At 55.8% G+C, this 18,044-nt stretch carries 11 protein-coding genes; 9 read left to right on the forward strand and 2 right to left on the reverse strand.

Annotation, left to right across the window (positions count from 1 at the left end; translation table 11 throughout):
* Positions 1 to 13 precede the first annotated feature (13 nt).
* The 5 genes from ACVVH8_RS04840 (at position 14) to ACVVH8_RS04860 (ending at position 4,112) form a co-directional block, all read left to right on the forward strand.
* On the forward strand, positions 14 to 400 hold the full coding sequence (locus ACVVH8_RS04840; protein ID WP_315446872.1) for a CidA/LrgA family protein: 387 nt from the start codon (positions 14 to 16) through the stop codon (positions 398 to 400).
* Entirely contained in the window at positions 390 to 1,076 is a 687-nt protein-coding gene (locus ACVVH8_RS04845; RefSeq protein WP_103305144.1) for an LrgB family protein, read from the forward strand. The genes ACVVH8_RS04840 and ACVVH8_RS04845 overlap by 11 nt, the downstream gene beginning before the upstream one ends.
* Positions 1,077 to 1,207: 131 nt before the next feature.
* Complete coding sequence (locus ACVVH8_RS04850; protein ID WP_475228785.1) at positions 1,208 to 1,990, forward strand: class II aldolase/adducin family protein; 783 nt, start codon at positions 1,208 to 1,210, stop codon at positions 1,988 to 1,990.
* A complete protein-coding gene (locus ACVVH8_RS04855; protein ID WP_213027587.1) occupies positions 1,990 to 2,892 on the forward strand; it encodes an alpha/beta fold hydrolase in 903 nt (300 codons plus the stop codon). The genes ACVVH8_RS04850 and ACVVH8_RS04855 overlap by 1 nt, the downstream gene beginning before the upstream one ends.
* A gap of 308 nt (positions 2,893 to 3,200) precedes the next feature.
* Positions 3,201 to 4,112, forward strand: a complete 912-nt coding sequence (locus ACVVH8_RS04860) for an SDR family oxidoreductase (protein ID WP_103305147.1) — start codon at positions 3,201 to 3,203, stop codon at positions 4,110 to 4,112.
* Positions 4,113 to 4,158: 46 nt separating this feature from the next.
* On the opposite strand, the gene ACVVH8_RS04865 is transcribed toward ACVVH8_RS04860, so the two are convergent.
* Together ACVVH8_RS04865 and ACVVH8_RS04870 are read right to left on the reverse strand one after the other, a co-directional pair.
* Positions 4,159 to 4,419: a hypothetical protein gene (locus ACVVH8_RS04865; protein WP_475228788.1), complete on the reverse strand. Its 261-nt coding sequence runs from the start codon at positions 4,417 to 4,419 to the stop codon at positions 4,159 to 4,161.
* A complete protein-coding gene (locus tag ACVVH8_RS04870; RefSeq protein WP_475228790.1) occupies positions 4,416 to 6,764 on the reverse strand; it encodes an S-type pyocin domain-containing protein in 2,349 nt (782 codons plus the stop codon). The genes ACVVH8_RS04865 and ACVVH8_RS04870 overlap by 4 nt, the downstream gene beginning before the upstream one ends.
* A 718-nt stretch (positions 6,765 to 7,482) precedes the next feature.
* Here ACVVH8_RS04870 and ACVVH8_RS04875 point away from each other — a divergent pair.
* The 4 genes from ACVVH8_RS04875 to ACVVH8_RS04890 all read left to right on the forward strand — a co-directional run bounded on the left by ACVVH8_RS04875 (position 7,483) and on the right by ACVVH8_RS04890 (position 18,035).
* Positions 7,483 to 9,276, forward strand: coding sequence for a DUF1302 domain-containing protein (locus ACVVH8_RS04875; protein ID WP_103305149.1), 1,794 nt, complete (start codon positions 7,483 to 7,485; stop codon positions 9,274 to 9,276).
* 23 nt (positions 9,277 to 9,299) lie between these two features.
* Positions 9,300 to 10,667, forward strand: a complete 1,368-nt coding sequence (locus tag ACVVH8_RS04880; protein ID WP_103305150.1) for a DUF1329 domain-containing protein — start codon at positions 9,300 to 9,302, stop codon at positions 10,665 to 10,667.
* Positions 10,668 to 10,806: 139 nt separating this feature from the next.
* Complete coding sequence (locus ACVVH8_RS04885) at positions 10,807 to 13,362, forward strand: helix-turn-helix transcriptional regulator (protein ID WP_475228793.1); 2,556 nt, start codon at positions 10,807 to 10,809, stop codon at positions 13,360 to 13,362.
* 167 nt (positions 13,363 to 13,529) lie between these two features.
* A complete protein-coding gene (locus ACVVH8_RS04890) occupies positions 13,530 to 18,035 on the forward strand; it encodes a dermonecrotic toxin domain-containing protein (RefSeq protein ID WP_475228795.1) in 4,506 nt (1,501 codons plus the stop codon).
* The last annotated feature ends 9 nt before the right edge of the window (positions 18,036 to 18,044 follow it).

The raw sequence follows: 18,044 nt of genomic DNA on the forward strand, positions 1-18,044 counted from the left end.
AGGAGCCAAAATCATGAAAGCCGCGAACCTCAAACACCTTTCCCGCCTATTCGCCGAACTGGCCGTGTTGCTCGGTCTCTACCTGCTCGGCTGCCAACTCGCCGTCTGGCTGGCCCTGCCGATTCCCGGCGGGGTGATCGGCATGGCGCTGTTGCTGCTGGCGTTTGCCTTTGGCTGGGTCAAACCGGCGGCGTTGCAGTTGGGCGCAGGATTGCTGATGGCCGAGATGCTGCTGTTTTTCATCCCGGCGCTGATGAGCCTGCTCGACTATGGCGCGTTGTTGCGCAATGACGGCTGGCGGATTCTGCTGGTGATCGCCGCCAGCACACTGATGGTGATGCTGGTGACCGCGTTCACCGTGGAATTGGCCGTGCGTATGAGGCGTTCCCATGAAGCTTGAACTGATGCCGATGTTCTGGCTCGCCTTCACACTGCTGGCCTACCTGTTCAGCCGCTGGATTTATCGCCGCACCGGGCGTTACCTGCTGTCGCCGCTGATTCTGGTGCCGGCACTGTTGTTGGCGCTCGCCGTGCCGCTGCACACCGCCTACGCCGAATACTCCAGCAACACCCATTGGCTGATGCTGGTACTGGGCCCGGTCACTGTCGCGTTCGCCGTGCCGATCTGGCAGCAGCGGCGCCTGTTGGTGCGGCACTGGTCGGCGTTGCTGCTGGGCATGGTCGCCGGCAGTGCGGCATCGATTGCCACTTCGTTCGGCCTGGCCAAGGCACTGGCACTCGACAGCTCGGTGACGATGTCCCTGGTGCCGCGTTCGATCACCACACCGTTCGCCATGCCGCTGGCGCAGGATCTGGGGGGCGTACCGGAATTGACGGCGGTGTTTGTGATGTTCACCGGGGTGTTCGGCGCGATGCTCGGCGGCGTGCTCTTGAAGTGGTTGCCATTGCGCAGTGCCTTGGCGCGTGGAGCCCTGTTCGGGGTCGGCGCGCACGGCGCCGGGGTCAGTCGCGCCCATGAAGTGGGCGGCGAGGAAGGCTCCGTGGCGGGGCTGGTGATGGTGTTGACCGGCTTGCTCAATCTGTTCGCCGCACCTTTGTTGGCGTCGTTGCTTTGACATGGATCCAAGGTGTTTGCATGGCTGACCCGCTCAGTCATCAAGCTGGCTGGCAATGCAACTACGTGATCGGCCTGGCCTGACTAGACTGCTGACACGAGCAAAACAATAAGAACGCAGAGGTGCATACAGTGAGCGTAGCCCCCGTCCAGTCGTCCCTTAATGTCAAAGAGCAGGTCAGCGCCGCCGAGTGGCAGACCCGCGTCGATCTCGCCGCTTGTTATCGTCTGGTCGCGCTGCATGGCTGGGACGATCTGATCTTCACGCACATTTCCGCCAAGGTGCCGGGCACCGAAGATTTCCTGATCAATCCATTCGGCCTGATGTTCCATGAGATCACCGCGTCGAGCCTGGTCAAAGTCGATCAGGCCGGCAACAAACTCATGGACAGCCCTTACGAGATCAACCCCGCCGGTTACACCATCCACAGCGCCGTGCATGAAGTACGACATGACGTGGTGTGCGTGCTGCACACGCACACGGCCTCCGGTGTTGCCGTTTCGGCGCAGAAACAAGGCGTGTTGCCGATCAGCCAGCAATCGCTGTTCGTGCTGTCGAGCCTGGCTTATCACGCTTATGAAGGTGTGGCGCTGAATCACGAAGAGAAAGCGCGGTTGCAAGCCGACCTCGGCGAGAGCAATTTCCTCATGTTGCACAACCACGGTTTGCTGACCTGTGGCGGCACCATCGCCGATACCTTTTTGATGATGTTCACCTTCCAGCGTGCCTGTGACATTCAAGTCATGGCGCAGACCGGCGGCGCTGAACTCATCGCCATCGGACCGCAAATTCTGGCAGGCGCCAAGGCGATGATCGCCGGCGTCACCAAAAGTGCTCAAGGCATGGGGGGCGCGCTGGCCTGGCCGGCGTTGCTGCGCAAACTCGATAAACAAGACCCGGGATATAAACTCTAATGCCTCTTGCCGAGATTCCTCTGTGTGTCTGGCGTAAACGCAGCCAGACGTTTGTCTTTCGTGGCCAGCCGATCCGTTACTGGACGGCCGGGCAGGGTGAGCCGCTGCTGTTGATTCATGGCTTTCCGACCGCCAGTTGGGATTGGCATTACTTGTGGCAACCACTGGCCCAGCGTTATCGGGTGATCGCCTGTGACATGCTCGGTTTCGGTGATTCGGCCAAACCGCTGAATCACACTTACAGCCTTCTCGAGCAGGCGGATCTGCAACAGGCGTTGCTCGCCCATTTGCAGGTCGAGCCTCCGGTGCACATTCTTGCCCACGACTATGGCGACAGCGTTGCGCAGGAATTGCTCGCCCGGCATTACGACGATCAGATCGAAGTCGCCAGTTGCGTGTTTCTCAACGGCGGGCTGTTCCCGGAAACCCATCGTCCGGTGCTGATGCAAAAACTGTTGCTGAGCCCGTTGGGCTGGATGATCGGCCGTGCGTTTACCCGCGATGCGCTGGTCAAAAGCTTCCGCCAGATCTTCGGCCCACAGACCCGTCCGAGTGAAAGTGAACTGGATGATTTCTGGAGCCTGATCGACAGCAATCGCGGGCCCCGGATCATGCACAAACTGATCAGCTACATTCCCGAACGACGCGTGCAGCGTGATCGCTGGGTGGCCGCCATGCAGCGCGGTGAAGTGCCGTTGCGGGTGATTGATGGCGAAGTCGATCCGATCTCCGGGGCGCACATGGTTGAACGTTATCGCGAGTTGATTCCCGACGCGGACACCGTGTTGTTGCCGGGCATCGGCCACTATCCGCAGACCGAGGCGCCGGGGCAGGTGCTCAAGCATTACCTGGCGTTTCGTGATCGCTTCGCACTGCCGCCACGCCGAGTGGCGTGCTCCTGACGATCAAATGTTCCGCCGCTCCGACATTTGGCCGGGTGAACTTCTTTGGCGAGGGAGTTTGCTCCCGCTGGGGCGCGAAGCGGCCCTTGATTCTGTGATCAGGTTCTTACAGGAAAACCGCGAGTAACGTTTTACGACTGCAGCGCAGCCGAACGGGAGCAAGCTCCCTCGCCACAAAAACTCATATGGCCTTCACTATCCCCCCACCTTATCGCGCACCATTCACCCCCAGCCGTGTTCGTTGTGAGCAAAAGCTGCGTGCCTGACACTCGGGATCACTGTCCCTTTGGCCTGCTGGAGTTGCTGCGATGAATGAGTCTGTGCATTTCGAAGATAAAGTCGTGATCGTCACCGGCGCCGGTGGTGGCCTCGGCCGGGCTCACGCACTGCTGTTCGCCAGACAGGGCGCCAGAGTGCTGGTCAACGACCTCGGTGGCTCGACCCAGGGCGAAGGCGCCAACGCCTCTGCTGCCGACCGCGTAGTGGCAGAGATCCGCGAGGCTGGCGGTATCGCCGAAGCCAACCACGACTCGGTCACCGACGGCGACAAACTGGTACAGAACGCCCTCGACGTCTTCGGCCGTGTCGACGTCGTGGTCAACAACGCCGGGATCCTGCGTGACAAGACCTTCCACAAAATGGACGACGCCGACTGGGATCTGGTTTACCGCGTCCACGTCGAAGGCGCCTACAAAGTCACCCGCGCCGCCTGGCCGCACCTGCGCGAACAAAACTACGGCCGAGTGATCTTCACCGCCTCGACCTCGGGCATCTACGGCAACTTCGGCCAGTCCAACTACGGCATGGCCAAACTTGGCCTCTACGGTTTGACCCGCACCCTGGCCATCGAAGGACGCAAGAACAACATCCTGGTCAACGCCATTGCACCGACTGGCGGCACGCGCATGACCGAAGGTCTGATCCCGCCGCAAGTGTTCGAGCAACTGAAGCCGGAACTAGTCAGCCCGTTGGTGGTGTATCTGGCAAGCGAACAATGCCAGGAGACTTCCGGGTTGTTTGAAGTCGGCGGCGGCTGGATGGGCAAGGTGCGTTGGGAACGCAGCCTCGGTGCCGGGTTTGATCCACGGGTGGGTTTCTCGCCGGAAGATGTTGCGGCGCACTGGCAGCAGATTTGCGATTTCGAAGGGGCCGCGCATCCGAAGGACAATATTGAGGCGTTGAAGGAGATGATGGCGAATTTGCAGAAGTATTCGCTCTGAATGTCAGCGAAGCCACCAAGCCATTCGTGCTTGGTGGCTCGCGATTTCAAATGTATCTTCTTTCTGTCATGTAGGCGGGGGCTTTCCAGTTTGGCCCTTTTATTGCGAGCCCATTTTCCCCGTTAGCCAGAACACCGGCATTGATAAGTCGCTTATAGGCGTCTTCAAGCGCACCATATTCTTTGAGAAGTTCGCGATTGTGGATTCTTATCATCATGTCCAGATGTGGTGTTGCTTTAATTAGCGCAAACACAGTGACGATATCATTTAAGGATTCATTTTTAATAATCATCTCGACGGTGCTCATTGCCACATCTCCTTCAACAGTTTTTGATAATTGCGTTCTTCCTGCTCATATGCAGCAGTTAGTGCTTCGGGAGTATAAAGAAGAGTGGGGTCGTCCTTTAGCTGGAAGTCTTCCAAAGTCGCAGTATGAACGTTATTCCAGATCGGGGACCCAATATCTGGTCTCTCAGTATCGCCAAAGCCTAAAGCTTTAAATCGTTCGAACTCTCTTATCTCATGAGTATAGAAACGTTTGTCAGTGTCAGTGGCTTCGAGTTCTCCACGAGTAATACGCTCCAGCCGATCAAGCATTAATTCATTGGCGTCTGATTTCAGAAATTTAGAAATATGTAATTTCACGATACTTGTTCCTTCCGCTGAAATGGTTGCCGGTACCCACTGCAAATCTAGAATGTCCCCCCCAATTTGATCTGGGTTGAAATCACGCCCGCTGTGATCTCCTTTGACTAACGCCCCCTCGTATGGATCGCTAAACACCAAATACAGCGGCTCAATCCCCGAGTCATCGGGAAAGACGATGATGAATCTTTCCCAGCCCTCCACCAGTACCGGATGTAGGTCCAGACGCCCCTCCAGCGGAATAATTGGAGCGCCGGGATACGCAGGTGAGTCGACGTCAGCCAATGGCGATTCGGTCGAGCTGTTACCCGGCGAGATAACCGGTGTCCAGGTCATAAAGTCCGTTGGCGAGTCCGGCAGCGCGGTCTCGTAAACGTCATTCAGCAGGTCATAAGCCGCATTCAGAACCAGCACGCTTGAACGAATATGGAAGTCGTCGGCCGAAGCAACGAACACTTCCGAGCCAGCGGCGAGTCGCCTTACGCCCAAGCCCACGGGCATCTCCAGCGTGCCTCGTCGATCTGCTATTTCGCGCAGTGTCTGTGGGGATTCTGACGACAACTCGGAAAATGGAACGCTCATGGCAAAGCGATCGCCGTTGCCCAAGCGTGATGGCATCAGCAGAGCAGCAAAACCGACCAGTACCGGACCACCGAGCAGCGTGGTTCCCGCCGCTTTCACTGTCTGTGTTGCTGTCCGAAGTGCGTTGAGAATTGCGGATGAAGCTGCCGGAGGAAGATGGATCGCATTTGATGCGAAAGAGAAAACCGGGCTGGAGGCCGCAACTACACCTGAAGCGGGGTAAACATGCTGGACTTCGGTTGTTTCGATGCCTTGTTCTAACCGCTCTGCCTCGGTCTGCTCCTCCAGTTGAGCCTGTTGCCGGGCCTGTGCGAGATCCTTTTGTTGCTGGATCTTCAGTGCCGCCAGTTGGGCTTGCCGTTTGGCCACGGCAGTCGCGGTATCAATAACTGTGCGACGAATTTCCAGACTTCGTTTTTCTGCATCAAGCTGATTTTGTATCGCCTCGATACGCTGTTCCATTTCTGCTTGCAGGCGAGCCTGATCGGTGGCGAACCGCTGTGCGGCAGACACTGCATCAGCTTCAGCCTTAACCAGCGCTGTACGGATTGCCTTCGCGTCCGCTTCAGCCTTAGCCCGCTCTGCTGCTTTCCGAGCTATTTCCTGTGCCAGGAAATCTTTGTAGGCTTCGAGTGAGGCGTCAGCGCGTATCTTTTCGGCGGCTTTTCGTTCGGCTTGTTCTTGTGCTGCGAGCCGTGCCTGTTCGCGAGCCCGGACTTGTTCCTGCTCTCGGCGTGCCGCTTCGGCAAGTTTTCTCTGTCGTTGTTGTTCGGCTGCGATCCGCGCATGTTCTGCTGCCAGTCGTTGGGCCTCAGCCGCTGCCGCCTGCGCTTGATCCTGAGCTTGCACTGCGGCCAGCCAATTGAGTACACCGGCCTGTTGCTGGTTGAGAAGCGCCAGTGTCTGGCCAAGCAAACGCGCTTCGTGAGCTGCTCTGAATGACTCGCTCCACAACGCTCTGCTCCTGGCCCCCGCGCCGCTGGTTCGGCGGATAGCGGATGCCTGATTCAGGTAATCCTGGAAGGTCTTCCCCAGCGGATCGCTGCCAAAAAAACGGTTGGCTATCGCGGTCTGCCTCTGAAACTCTGCGGTTTTGCGGTGAATCAGTGTATTTCTGACGCCCACTTCGCGGGCCAGTGCAGCAGCGGGTGGAAGAGGATTTGTCGGGCCTTCCAATCTGGTTGCCGCCAGTTCCACTTCGATGGACTGAGGTATTGAGCCGGATCTTGCGTTGAACTCTTGTTCAACGGCGGTTTGCGTCTCGTACATCAATTGACGCGTTTGCGAATTGGCACCGGCAGGTCCGAACGTTCCGCTGTAGGTGTAACCCACATTACTTTCTTTGAATGGATCGTAGTTATCCGGGGCGGGTGCCTTGATACGTGTTTCATCCAGTTCTAAGAATGGAGGCGTTGGCATATTCATGTCCTTTTGAATGTGCGAAGTCACTCGCTTGGAAAAGTGCGCACGGGTGTTGATGAGCCCCGTGTCACAGCGAATGGTTGAGGTGTTTCAAGTTACATCAGAGTTGCGGTTATCAAGTCTGAGAAGCCCGTCAGTAAATGGGCGTCGTGTTGAGAGAGTTTTCTCAGGTTGTTTACAGCGCAGAGGGGATTCTTCTGAACTAAAGGAAATGTCCGACGTAGTAACCGGAATTTCTTTGCAGGATTGATATCAGAGCTTTTTCAAAGCCCATAAAAAAGGCCGCTGCAAACGCAGCGGCCAAGGTAAGACGTTGGATCAAGGAGCTACAAATCAACGTCAGTGAACACCAGGGTGATAAACCGAAATATTCGATTCATCTGAAATCTTTCAGCAATGGCCTGAGTTGCTCGAAGGCCTGTGCATCATGCTTTACGGCGTGTCCCGTGAAAGCCCGCTCAGAATACGGTTTCAAGCCTGTAGGAAAAATACCGATTCCAGACATGCACTGTTACGGGGCATGCAACAGTCATCCTGCATCAACGGCCTCATGCGCTTGATTGATGATCCTCCATCCAGCCGATCCATGGCCGGCGCAAAGCCCCGGGCCGCAAGGGCATTCATCCCTTCGGGCGACAATGTGAATACCTCCTTGGTGCGCTTATCGACCCCGTCGTGCGGCAGTAGGGTGGGGCCTTCTGTCACTCACCGGGGAAGACGCATGACAACAAAAACAATGCGCGCCATCTTCACACCGCAGGCGCTGGCAGCCGCGGTGGCTCTGGGTTGCTGCGCTCAGGCGCAAGCGGTTGCGTTCAACATTGGCGAAATCGAGGGCACGTTCGATTCGTCGCTGTCGGTCGGCGCGAGTTGGGGGATGCGCGATGCCGACAAGTCGCTGGTCGGCACGGTCAACGGTGGTACCGGGCAATCCTCGACCGGTGATGACGGACGCCTGAACTTCAAGAAGGGCGAAACCTTCTCGAAAATCGTCAAAGGCATCCACGACCTCGAGTTGAAGTACGGCGATACCGGCGTGTTTGTCCGTGGCAAGTATTGGTACGACTTCGAACTCAAGGACGAAGACCGCGAGTTCAAACCGATCAGCGACAAGGGCCGCAAGGAAGGTGCGAAGTCCTCCGGCGCGCAGATTCTCGATGCCTTCGTCTATCACAACTACTCCATCGCCGATTTGCCGGGCACCGTACGCGCGGGCAAACAGGTGGTGAGTTGGGGCGAAAGTACCTTCATCGGCAACTCGATCAACAGCATCAACCCGATCGACGTTTCGGCGTTTCGTCGACCCGGCGCGGAGATCAAGGAAGGCCTGATTCCGGTGAACATGTTGTTCGGCTCGCAAGGCCTCACCGATCAACTCACTGTTGAAGGCTTCTATCAATTGGAGTGGGACCAGACCGTTCTCGATAACTGCGGCACCTTCTTCGGCGTCGACGTTGCAGCGGACGGTTGCAACAACGGTTACACCGTCGGCAACCCGGCGATTGCGCCGCTGGTGCCATTGACCACTGCGTTTGGCCAAGGCATCCAAGTGACCCGCGAAGGCGTGGTCATCCCCCGTGGCGGCGACCGCGATGCGCGGGATTCCGGGCAGTGGGGCACGGCGTTGCGCTGGCTCGGCGACGATACCGAATACGGCCTGTACTTCATGAATTACCACAGCCGCACGCCGACGGTGGGCACCACCACGGCAGGGCTTTCGACCCTCGCGGCATTGCCGGGCATGGTCGGCATTGCCAACGGCTTGGCACCCGGCAGCGGTTCGGGCCTGGCGCAAAGCGTGATGCTTGGGCGCGGTGGGTATTACCTGGAATACCCCGAAGACATTCGCCTGTACGGCGCGAGCTTCTCCACCACCCTGCCCACCGGCACTGCATGGACCGGCGAGATCAGCTACCGCCCCAATGCTCCGGTGCAGGTCAACACCAACGACCTGACGCTGGCGCTGCTCAACCCGATTGCCGGCGGTACGGCGTCGCCGATCGCGACAACTCCGGGTTCCGACAACAAAGGTTATCGACGCAAAGAGGTCACGCAAATCCAGAGCACCCTCACGCACTTCTTCGATCAGGTGTGGGGCGCCCAACGACTGACGTTGGTTGGCGAAGCCGCGGTGGTACGGGTCGGTGGTCTGGAGTCGCGCAGCAAGCTGCGTTATGGCCGTGACTCGGTGTACGGCCAGTACGGTTTCGGTGGCGACACTGACGGTTTTGTCACCTCGACCTCGTGGGGCTACCGCGCCCGGGCGATTCTCGATTACGCCAACGTGATCGGCGGGATCAACCTCAAACCCAACCTGTCGTGGTCGCACGACGTCGCCGGTTACGGCCCCAATGGCCTGTTCAACGAAGGCGCGAAAGCGATCAGCGTCGGCGTCGATGCCGACTACCGCAACACCTATACCGCGAGCCTCAGCTACACCGACTTTTTCGGCGGCGACTACAACGTCCTCGAAGACCGTGACTTCGTCGCCCTGAGCTTCGGCGTGAACTTCTGATCTGCCCGAGAAGGATGAAAGCAATGCGCAAAATGATTCTGCAATGCGGTGTGCTGGCCCTGAGTCTGTTGGCGGCCAACGTGATGGCGGCGGTGTCGCCGGACGAGGCCAACAAACTCGGCACCAGCCTGACCCCGCTCGGCGCCGAGAAGGCCGGCAACGCGGACGGTTCTATTCCGGCCTGGACCGGTGGCATCCCGAAAAACGCCGGAGCGGTGGACAGCAAAGGCTTCCTGGCTGACCCGTTCGCCAATGAAAAACCGCTGTTCACCATCACTGCGGCCAATGTCGATCAGTACAAGAGCAAACTCTCCGACGGCCAGGTGGCGATGTTCAAACGCTACCCGCAAACCTACAAGATCCCGGTCTATCCAACCCACCGCACCGTCGCCGTGCCGGCGGAAATCTACGAGTCGGCCAAGCGCAGCGCGCTCAATGTCACCAGTATCAATGACGGCAACGGCCTGGCCAATTTCACCGGCAATCGCTATTACGCTTTCCCGATTCCGAAGAACGGCGTGGAGGTATTGTGGAACCACATCACTCGTTACCACGGCGGTAATCTGCGCCGCATCATCACCCAGGTAACGCCGCAGACCAATGGCAGCTACACGCCGATTCGCTTCGAAGAAGAAATCGCCGTGCCGCAACTGATGAAGGACCTCGACCCGGAAAAAGCCGCCAACGTGCTGACCTTCTTCAAGCAATCGGTGACGGCGCCGGCGCGTCTGGCCGGTAACGTGCTGCTGGTGCACGAGACACTCGATCAAGTAAAGGAACCGCGTCTGGCGTGGATCTACAACGCCGGTCAGCGTCGGGTTCGGCGTGCACCACAAGTGGCGTATGACGGGCCGGGCACGGCGGCGGATGGCCTGCGCACCTCGGACAACTTCGACATGTTCTCCGGAGCCCCGGATCGCTACGACTGGAAACTGGTCGGCAAAAAGGAAATGTACATTCCGTACAACAGCTACAAACTCGATTCGCCGAAACTCAAGTACGACGACATCGTCAAGGCTGGCCACATCAACCAGGACCTGACCCGCTATGAACTGCACCGGGTCTGGGAGGTGATCGGCACGGTCAAACCGAGCGAGCGGCACATCTACGCCAAGCGCCACATGTACATCGACGAAGACAGCTGGCAGGTCGCACTGGCGGACCATTACGACGGTCGCGGGCAACTGTGGCGCGTCGCCGAAGGTCACGCGCAGTACTACTACGATCACCAGGCGCAGGCCTACACCCTCGAAGCGCTCTACGACATCATCGCCGGCCGCTACATTGCCTTGGGGATGAAGAACGAAGAGAAGCACAGTTTCGAGTTCGGCTTCGAAGCCAAGGCTGCCGACTACACACCATCGGCCCTGCGCGCAGAGGGTGTGCGGTAACGGATCAGATACATCAGCCGTACAAAAGGCGACCGCATGGTCGCCTTTTTTATGGCCGCCAATCAGCGTGCTGAATACTCGTCAACAAGCTGCCGGGAGAGGGCTAGGGTGAGCCCACAACTATAAAAAGGCTCGCCCGATGACCGCCATGACGCCGTGTCTGGATCGCCCCGGATTCTTGCCCAGACTGTCCTCCCATCACCAACCCCGTGCGCGATTGAGCGAGCCATTGCTTGAGTCGATGGCGCGGGTCAGGCTGATCTGCGCACCTGCGGGCAGCGGCAAGAGTGCGCTGCTTGCCGAGTGCCTGCTGCAGGCGCCGCAACACTGCGAAGTCTGCTGGTTGCCGCTGGCGGGGGCGGCATTGGGTGTCAGCGAATTTTGTCTGCGCCTGGCGCAGGCGTTGGGGCTGGCCGATACAACGGAGTCCGCTTTGGTCGCGGCGCTGAGTCGCTGGTCGAGGCCTACCTGGCTGTTTATCGATGACTACTGCCGGTTGCCCGATTGCGCGCTGGATGCATTGCTTGATCGCTTGCTGACGGTCAGCAGCCCGGCCTTGATCTGGTGGATCGGCACGCGTCGACGCCCGCCATGCAACTGGCCTCGTCTACTGCTCGATGACGAGTTGTACGAGTGCGAAAGCTCGACCCTGGCGTTCACCGAGGACGAGGTCGCCTTGGTCTTGCGGCACCTGTCCTCTGAGCAGGCCCATAGTGTGGCTGCACGCATCGTTCAGCGCACGGGCGGTTGGTGTGCGGGTGTGCGCATGGCACTGCTGCAAAAGTGCGATTGGTCGCAAGGCAATCAGCCACAGCAACGGGTGGACAGGCTGCTGGACTATTTGCAACACGAACTGTTCAACAGTCTTGCACCGGAGTTGGTCGAAGTCTGGCGAGTATTGGCGCATTTACCGCGTTTCAATGCCGAGTTGTGTGAGCATTTGTTCGGTGCCGGGGAGGGCGCGCAGTACCTGCGCACCTTACAAATGCTTGGTTGCTTCGTCGAACCGTGGAACGAATCGACCGACTGGTTGCAGATCTTTCCCCCGTTGTCGCGTGTGATGCGCGACGAACAATGGCCCGCCAGTCGTTCCTGGCATCGGCGGGCCTGTCAGTGGTTTTCCTGGCGGCTGGATTGGCGTTCGGCTTTCGAACAGGCCTTGCTTGCCGAAGAATATGAAATCGCCGTCAGCCTGTTGCAGCACTTCAGTTTTGAGCATTTGTTCGAAGAGCAGACGGTGGTGCTGTTGTTGCGTCTGCATGAATTGCAGGACGAGGCGCTAACCTTGTCCACACCGCAACTGGTCGGGTTAGTCACCGCAGCACTGCTGTTTGCCGGGCGTTTTGAACAGGCGGCGCAGTGCATTGCGCACTTGGGACGATTCATGCCGCAACCCTGCGCGCAACTGGAGACGCAGTTGATTGCACGTTGGCAGGCACAACAGGGGTGGCTGTTGCACTTGCAGGGGCAAATGGCCCGCGCGCGCGAACATTTTCAACAAGCGCTGGCCGAACTTGCCCGCGAAGCCTGGCCGACACGCTTATTGTGTTTGTCGGGGCTGACCCAACAAGCGTTGTTATGTGGCGAATTTGAGCAGGCACTCGCGATCAATCGAGAGGCCTTGCGCCTGGCGAGAGCGCAAGGGGCACTGCTGTTTGAGGGGTTGCTGGAACTAGACCATGCGCAGTTGCTTGAGCAGCGCGGCGCACCGGCCCGGGCCGAAAGTCTGCTCGCGGGTGTTCAAGCGCTGCTCTGCGAGCGAGCGGACCGACCTGCGCCCTTGCTCGGACGCATTGCTCTGCGCCGGGGCCGTATGGCTTTGTTGATGGGACAAGATGAACAGGCCGCGGATTTTTTCCGGGAGGGTCTTGAAGACTGCCTGCGTAACCACGACAAAAGGGTGCTGTATGGTTACCTCGGTCAGGCACAACTGGCAGCGAACCGGAGCGATTACGGCTGCGCATTCGAGCGGCTTCGTGAGGTTGAAAGGCTGATGCAGCGCCGGCAAATTCCGGACACGGTTTATCGCGGTGTACTGTTATATGTAAGCAGCCAACTCTGGTTGCAACAGGGGCGACCGCAATTGGCTCATGAAGCGTTGAGTCGAGTGTTGCGTCATTATCAACCGCCGGCTGAATTGCAAGCACCTCCGGCGACAGTCGACTTGATTGCGCGTATCGAGTACTCACTTATATTAGCCTCGGCTTACCTGGGACTTTCCACTGACCCGATACGGCAACTTCAATCAATGCTGCATAAAGCGCAGAGTGAGGGTGCAGTGACGCTAGAGGCGGAACTGCACTTCGCCTTGGCGGACGTGGCAGGCTTGCACAACCAAACCTCCCACTTGCGCCAGCACACTGCGCAGGGAATGGCGATTGTTCAGCGTTGTGACTTGCACTTGATGGCTCGCCAGGCCCACTTGCGCCGGCCTGTGCTATTTCAAGAAAAATCAAAGCAACAGGTCATTGCTGAGGTTATTCGAGATGTTGAAGTTGGGGGGCTTCTGAGTCAACGGGAACTTCAAATTTTGCAGTTGGTCGCCTCTGGTGACTCTAATCAACAAATCGCAGATAAGCTTTTCCTTTCATTGCACACTGTCAAAACGCATGTGCGCAGGATTTACGGAAAGTTGGAGGCGAGTAGCAGAACTCATGCAGTCGCCAAGGCAAGATTGCTGGGTATGTCGATATGAATGACGGACTGATTCAGAGTGTGTCTGTTTTTTTTGTGATATGAGTTGTCTACAACTTTAGAAAAGTATTGGATGTATCTTTCTGCAGGGCATCGGGATTAGTTTGATATGACGAAGCAAACAACATTTCGTCGTTTGTAGTTATCAGGCTGATTAGGTAATCCAATATGGATGTTCTTGGTTTTGAAGGATCGAGCTTTAATAAGCTGGATGAGGCAATGGTCGCATTGTCGAAACGCTTGGAAAGTGTGCCGACGTTTAATGCTGTTCTGCTCAGTTGTCTGAAAAAAGCGCTCGAGAAAGTTGCGCCAGGTGCTGATGCAAGTATTTTTCATATCAATTATCACGGCAATACCAAGCTTCCGCCAACTGAGCCGGTCGGTCGCCTGTTTCATGTTCTTTCTGACTGTCTTCGACTAGGTCGCACAGCCAGCTATGATCCGAAACTATACGGCGTATATGATCGACCACACTCGAACGATTCTCGAGATGTTCTGGCCGGCATTTCTCTGGTGAAACTGGAAACGCTGCTGGCTGATGTGTGCCGGAAACTTCCCGACTATTACGTCGCGGCTCTAGAAGCATACTGGGCAGAAACAGACGCCATCAAGGGAACATATTCGATTCCGAAAAAAGCGATACTGGCGCAACTTCAAAGCACTATTTTCTCGAGTGAACTGGAAAGGCTGTTTGATGAAGGTGGCATCAGTCGGGGCGAACTGCAGCGCATCCAGTCTGAAATCCGTCCGGGATCTCGAGGCAACTGGTACGGGATATTCGTCGGTAACGCAGGTGAGGCTTACCGTGAGCATCGTTCGATGTTCGCGCTGCCACTTGGAGCGGCCATTCGTGATGAACTGATTCCTGGGACCGACTCGACTATAGTCCTTTACTCCCCGTCTCGCGGAATCGAAAAGTTTGCATCGTCTGCCGAACTGCACCGGGCGCTGGAAAACCGCCTGACGTCACGTGATACGCGAGAACAATATCTGCAAACCCTGACAAGCAACGAGCAAAAGTTGTTGCCGGATTCGCCCGAATTTCGCTACTTGAAAGTCGAAGCTGACCTGTTTGAGCGTTTCAGCGAAAGTTTTATCAGCAAATCGCGTGATGTAATTACGCAAAGCCTGGCCCAACTGGCTGAGCCGGATACGGACTTTGAGTCGGTCGTCTCGGCTGTGGAGTTGGCACAGCGCGTGCCTGTCATGCTAGAACAGGCGAGGCTTCGCCGTGCGCGTTTATTCCAACTCATGCAAAAAAATATCTGGCAAGGCGAGTTGATAAGTAAAGATGCCTCGTGGCCGATAGAGTGGGCCAGAGCGGTCGAAGCAAAGCAGAATCTGTTTGATCTGATAAACGCTATTCCGACAGTTGAAGTCATCGCCCGGCAGGTATTACAGCGGGAGTTGGAACGACATCATATTTCCATCGATGTTGATAACGCGTACATCAATACAAAAGACAAGGTGTATGAAATTGACAGGCGTCCCTCCGGCACGATTGCTGAGGTATTGATTCATTGCATTGACCATAACGTCCAGCCTAATTATCTGAGCGGGGGCGGTGATGGGATATTTCATATGCCGGATACATACAGCGACGGGATGAAAGTTCAGGGTGTCAGTATTTTTGGTGTCGAGGACGCGATCATCAAGACCCTGTCTGATATGGGAAGAAGTCTGAGGGTAGCGCTACAGAAGTTTTGGGCGGCTCCGGCGCCATCCATATCGTCTGACGCACCGATGTTGACCAACAAACAAGCCTTTCAACACGCGTATGTCCAGGTCATTGCCAAAGAGCTTTCGCTGACAGTCATGGCCGGTCACGTTGAGGCTAATTTGGCTATACGCTTTTTCGAACTCATGAACTCCGAATTTGGTCTGGGGGCTCATGAGATCGTATTGAATCCTCAGCCGGACTATCTGACCTCATTCGGGCCAAGTTTTGTCATTAATAATGAGCTGTTGGACGACTTGTCGATCAAGGGCTCCAGTGGTTATCTGGTACATACTCCGACAGAGGGTTTCGAGTTCACCGATACCAATGGCCAGATGTTTGACACATTGCAAAATCGACTCGCTCAGCCTGGTAGCGAAGTTAAATACCGAAAGTCAGTAAGTAACGTGCTCGCTTATTGTGCAGGTGAGCACTTAAAGGGTCAGCTTGAAGCTGTTTCGACGATACTTGTTAATCGTGCTGACTATGATCATTCGCTAAGTTCCGTTTTGCAGGATAACCAGAATCTCAGCGTTATGCGCTACGGCATCGAGAATCGTTTCTATCTCTTGTGGGCTGCGCTGAAACGCACTGAGTGGCCGGATTGGTTGAAAGTAGCCGACAGCGACATACAACAAAAGTATGTAGAGCTTGAAAACTCTATGGATCAATACGACGTCGAGTACCAACGTGTATTTGATACATGCTTTTCGTTGCGAGACTATGTTTTACGTGTTTTTTCAGAATGGTCGTTGCGCGTGATGGGCGAAGATCTGGATGCGGAAGAAATAACGGTAAAAAGCCTTTACAAGATGCAGGTTGGTGGACGCACCATTGAGCAGGAAGATACCAGGACTTTATTGGAGTTCATTATTTTCGGGCTTCATGATGATGGGCATCGTGCAGAGCTGCATATCGAGAATCTTCCTGCGGGTAGCGCGCTGACTGTCGAGAGACTTGAGGGCTGGTTGAATAATCGCAATCTTCGTGCCGATTACGCTCTCGCCCTTCCCTCCGTACCGTCACCTGAATTTGAACAGGCATATCTCGATCAGCAGTTGAGCAAGATGAACCATGCACTGTTCCGTGCACGGCATTCCGGCATGTATTCCGACTCGGAGGCTAAACTCGTTGAAAGGGCGATGCAAGGTGATGCCTCCTTACGAATTCAAGGTGTCAGTATCAGGAATGACAAGATGCCTTTCAAGGATGTCCTTGTTTTCAGTGAAGCCAATCAACGCTTTTATATGTTTATCAGGACACCCGCAGGCCAATATGCATTTTTGAAGTTTGCTGGTTTTGATGCCCTGCACAAATGGCTGAAGTCGACGATGTCTGCTGACCTCGATTATGCCGAGTCGTTGACAGGCAGCCCCTACGTTCCAGGCGTGGCTATCAGGCGTGGTTATAATGACGGTTGGAGGGACACCGAATTTACCGATCTCGGTCACGCGAAAGGCCCCCTGGTCAGTTATATGCAAGCCATGTATCGGGCGCAATGGGAGTTGCATAAGTCTGTGGCGCCTGCTGCCTATATTCATCTTGGTGTTGCAGGGCGCAAGCGTCATGCTCGATTGAATACCCAACTCAAGGCGCTGATGACGGTTGATACGCGAGAAAACGGCTTTCCGACCTATGACGAATTTGTGTATGAGGAGATAAAGAAAAATATCGAGGCATTGTTGCTTTCCAGAGGGCAGCGGGTCGAAGTCGATCCAGATCTGATCATCGTTGAAACTGACGACTTCCGGGGAAGTTTTATTGCTATGTTGCTTGAGGAACAAAGGTTGTATGCCGATAATCCTGCGTATTGGAAAGCAAACGGTGCAAGGTATTGGACGATAGGTAATCATCCGAATATTGACAAGCTGAATATTCGCGATATTGCTTCATTGTCGCGTACCTATTATCCTGGTGATTTATATATACGTATGCTCAGGACTGAGTTTCTTGATAGGCGTCACCCTGACTTTGAATTCAAGCGGGCTGCTCATGCGAGCAAGATTCGTTGTGAGATGCATTACAATGCATTGTCTCAGTTCATTGATGGTGAGTTGTCGCCGGATACTCTTAAGTCTCTTCAACGCATCATCGATAGTTTGGCTGACGATGCAAGCCCTGATCCCGATCGTTCACAAAGCAATGATCCTGCTGAGGGCATGTATAAATTTAATCTGTATGCTTTGGATACTTTCATTTCGTACGACAGAATAGTCGGTGGGGTATATATTTTTCGGATCAAGACGCGGGAGGGTTTTGCAGACTGGTTATATACGCCGGATGCTCCGGATCGTCGTTCTTTCCGTCCGGTATCCAAATTTTACAGTTCTGTCCGTTACGATGGTTTGGCGAACTACTATGCCAGTCGGGTGAAAGTCGCCGATAAAAAAGTGGTCAATGATATGTTTACCAAGTTCCACGCTACCGTAAATCCCCCTCAGCCGATCAAACCATGGCACAGGGATGCAGTGGTTAATCTGTATGGGGTTTACGAAGAAAAAGTGTGGTGTGTCGTTAGCGACATTGAAGAAACAACGACAAACTACAGTGAGGTCGTAACTAAAATTGTTTATGACACCCTTCAATTGGCGGCAGCCGTAGTCTGTCCGGCTGTACCCGCGGTCGGGCTCGCAGCCACCGCCGCCGGTGTGCTGAAAAGTTTGTATGGTGCTGCTCACGCGGAGAAGCGAGGCAATTACGATACGGCCTTGGGGCATGTCAAGGATGCCCTTATCGGGTTGGCGACTTTGGGTAAGGCGGGCGCCGCCAAGGGAGCTGCCAAGCAAGTCACCAATGCACAAATCTCCTTTTTAGCGCTAGCGAAAAGCGCGCGTTCGGCGGCGCAATTCGTTGGGGGGGCAGTCGGTCAAAACACCGGGGACAAGGCGTTGATCGACTTCTTCAAAGAATTACTGAAGGAAAAGCCCGCCGGGTCGAGTAAAACCACGGTTCATTGATATTCACCG

Source organism: Pseudomonas trutticola BRTCR10 (assembly GCF_056155105.1).

Excerpts from the sequence above, each read along its gene's own strand:
- ACVVH8_RS04840 (WP_315446872.1), top strand. The coding sequence starts at position 14 with ATGAAAGCCGCGAACCTCAAACACCTTTCCCGCCTATTCGCCGAACTG.
- ACVVH8_RS04845 (WP_103305144.1), top strand. The coding sequence starts at position 390 with ATGAAGCTTGAACTGATGCCGATGTTCTGGCTCGCCTTCACACTGCTG.
- ACVVH8_RS04855 (WP_213027587.1), top strand. The coding sequence starts at position 1,990 with ATGCCTCTTGCCGAGATTCCTCTGTGTGTCTGGCGTAAACGCAGCCAG.
- ACVVH8_RS04860 (WP_103305147.1), top strand. The coding sequence starts at position 3,201 with ATGAATGAGTCTGTGCATTTCGAAGATAAAGTCGTGATCGTCACCGGC.
- ACVVH8_RS04865 (WP_475228788.1), bottom strand. The coding sequence starts at position 4,419 with ATGAGCACCGTCGAGATGATTATTAAAAATGAATCCTTAAATGATATC.
- ACVVH8_RS04870 (WP_475228790.1), bottom strand. The coding sequence starts at position 6,764 with ATGAATATGCCAACGCCTCCATTCTTAGAACTGGATGAAACACGTATC.
- ACVVH8_RS04875 (WP_103305149.1), top strand. The coding sequence starts at position 7,483 with ATGACAACAAAAACAATGCGCGCCATCTTCACACCGCAGGCGCTGGCA.
- ACVVH8_RS04880 (WP_103305150.1), top strand. The coding sequence starts at position 9,300 with ATGCGCAAAATGATTCTGCAATGCGGTGTGCTGGCCCTGAGTCTGTTG.
- ACVVH8_RS04885 (WP_475228793.1), top strand. The coding sequence starts at position 10,807 with ATGACCGCCATGACGCCGTGTCTGGATCGCCCCGGATTCTTGCCCAGA.
- ACVVH8_RS04890 (WP_475228795.1), top strand. The coding sequence starts at position 13,530 with ATGGATGTTCTTGGTTTTGAAGGATCGAGCTTTAATAAGCTGGATGAG.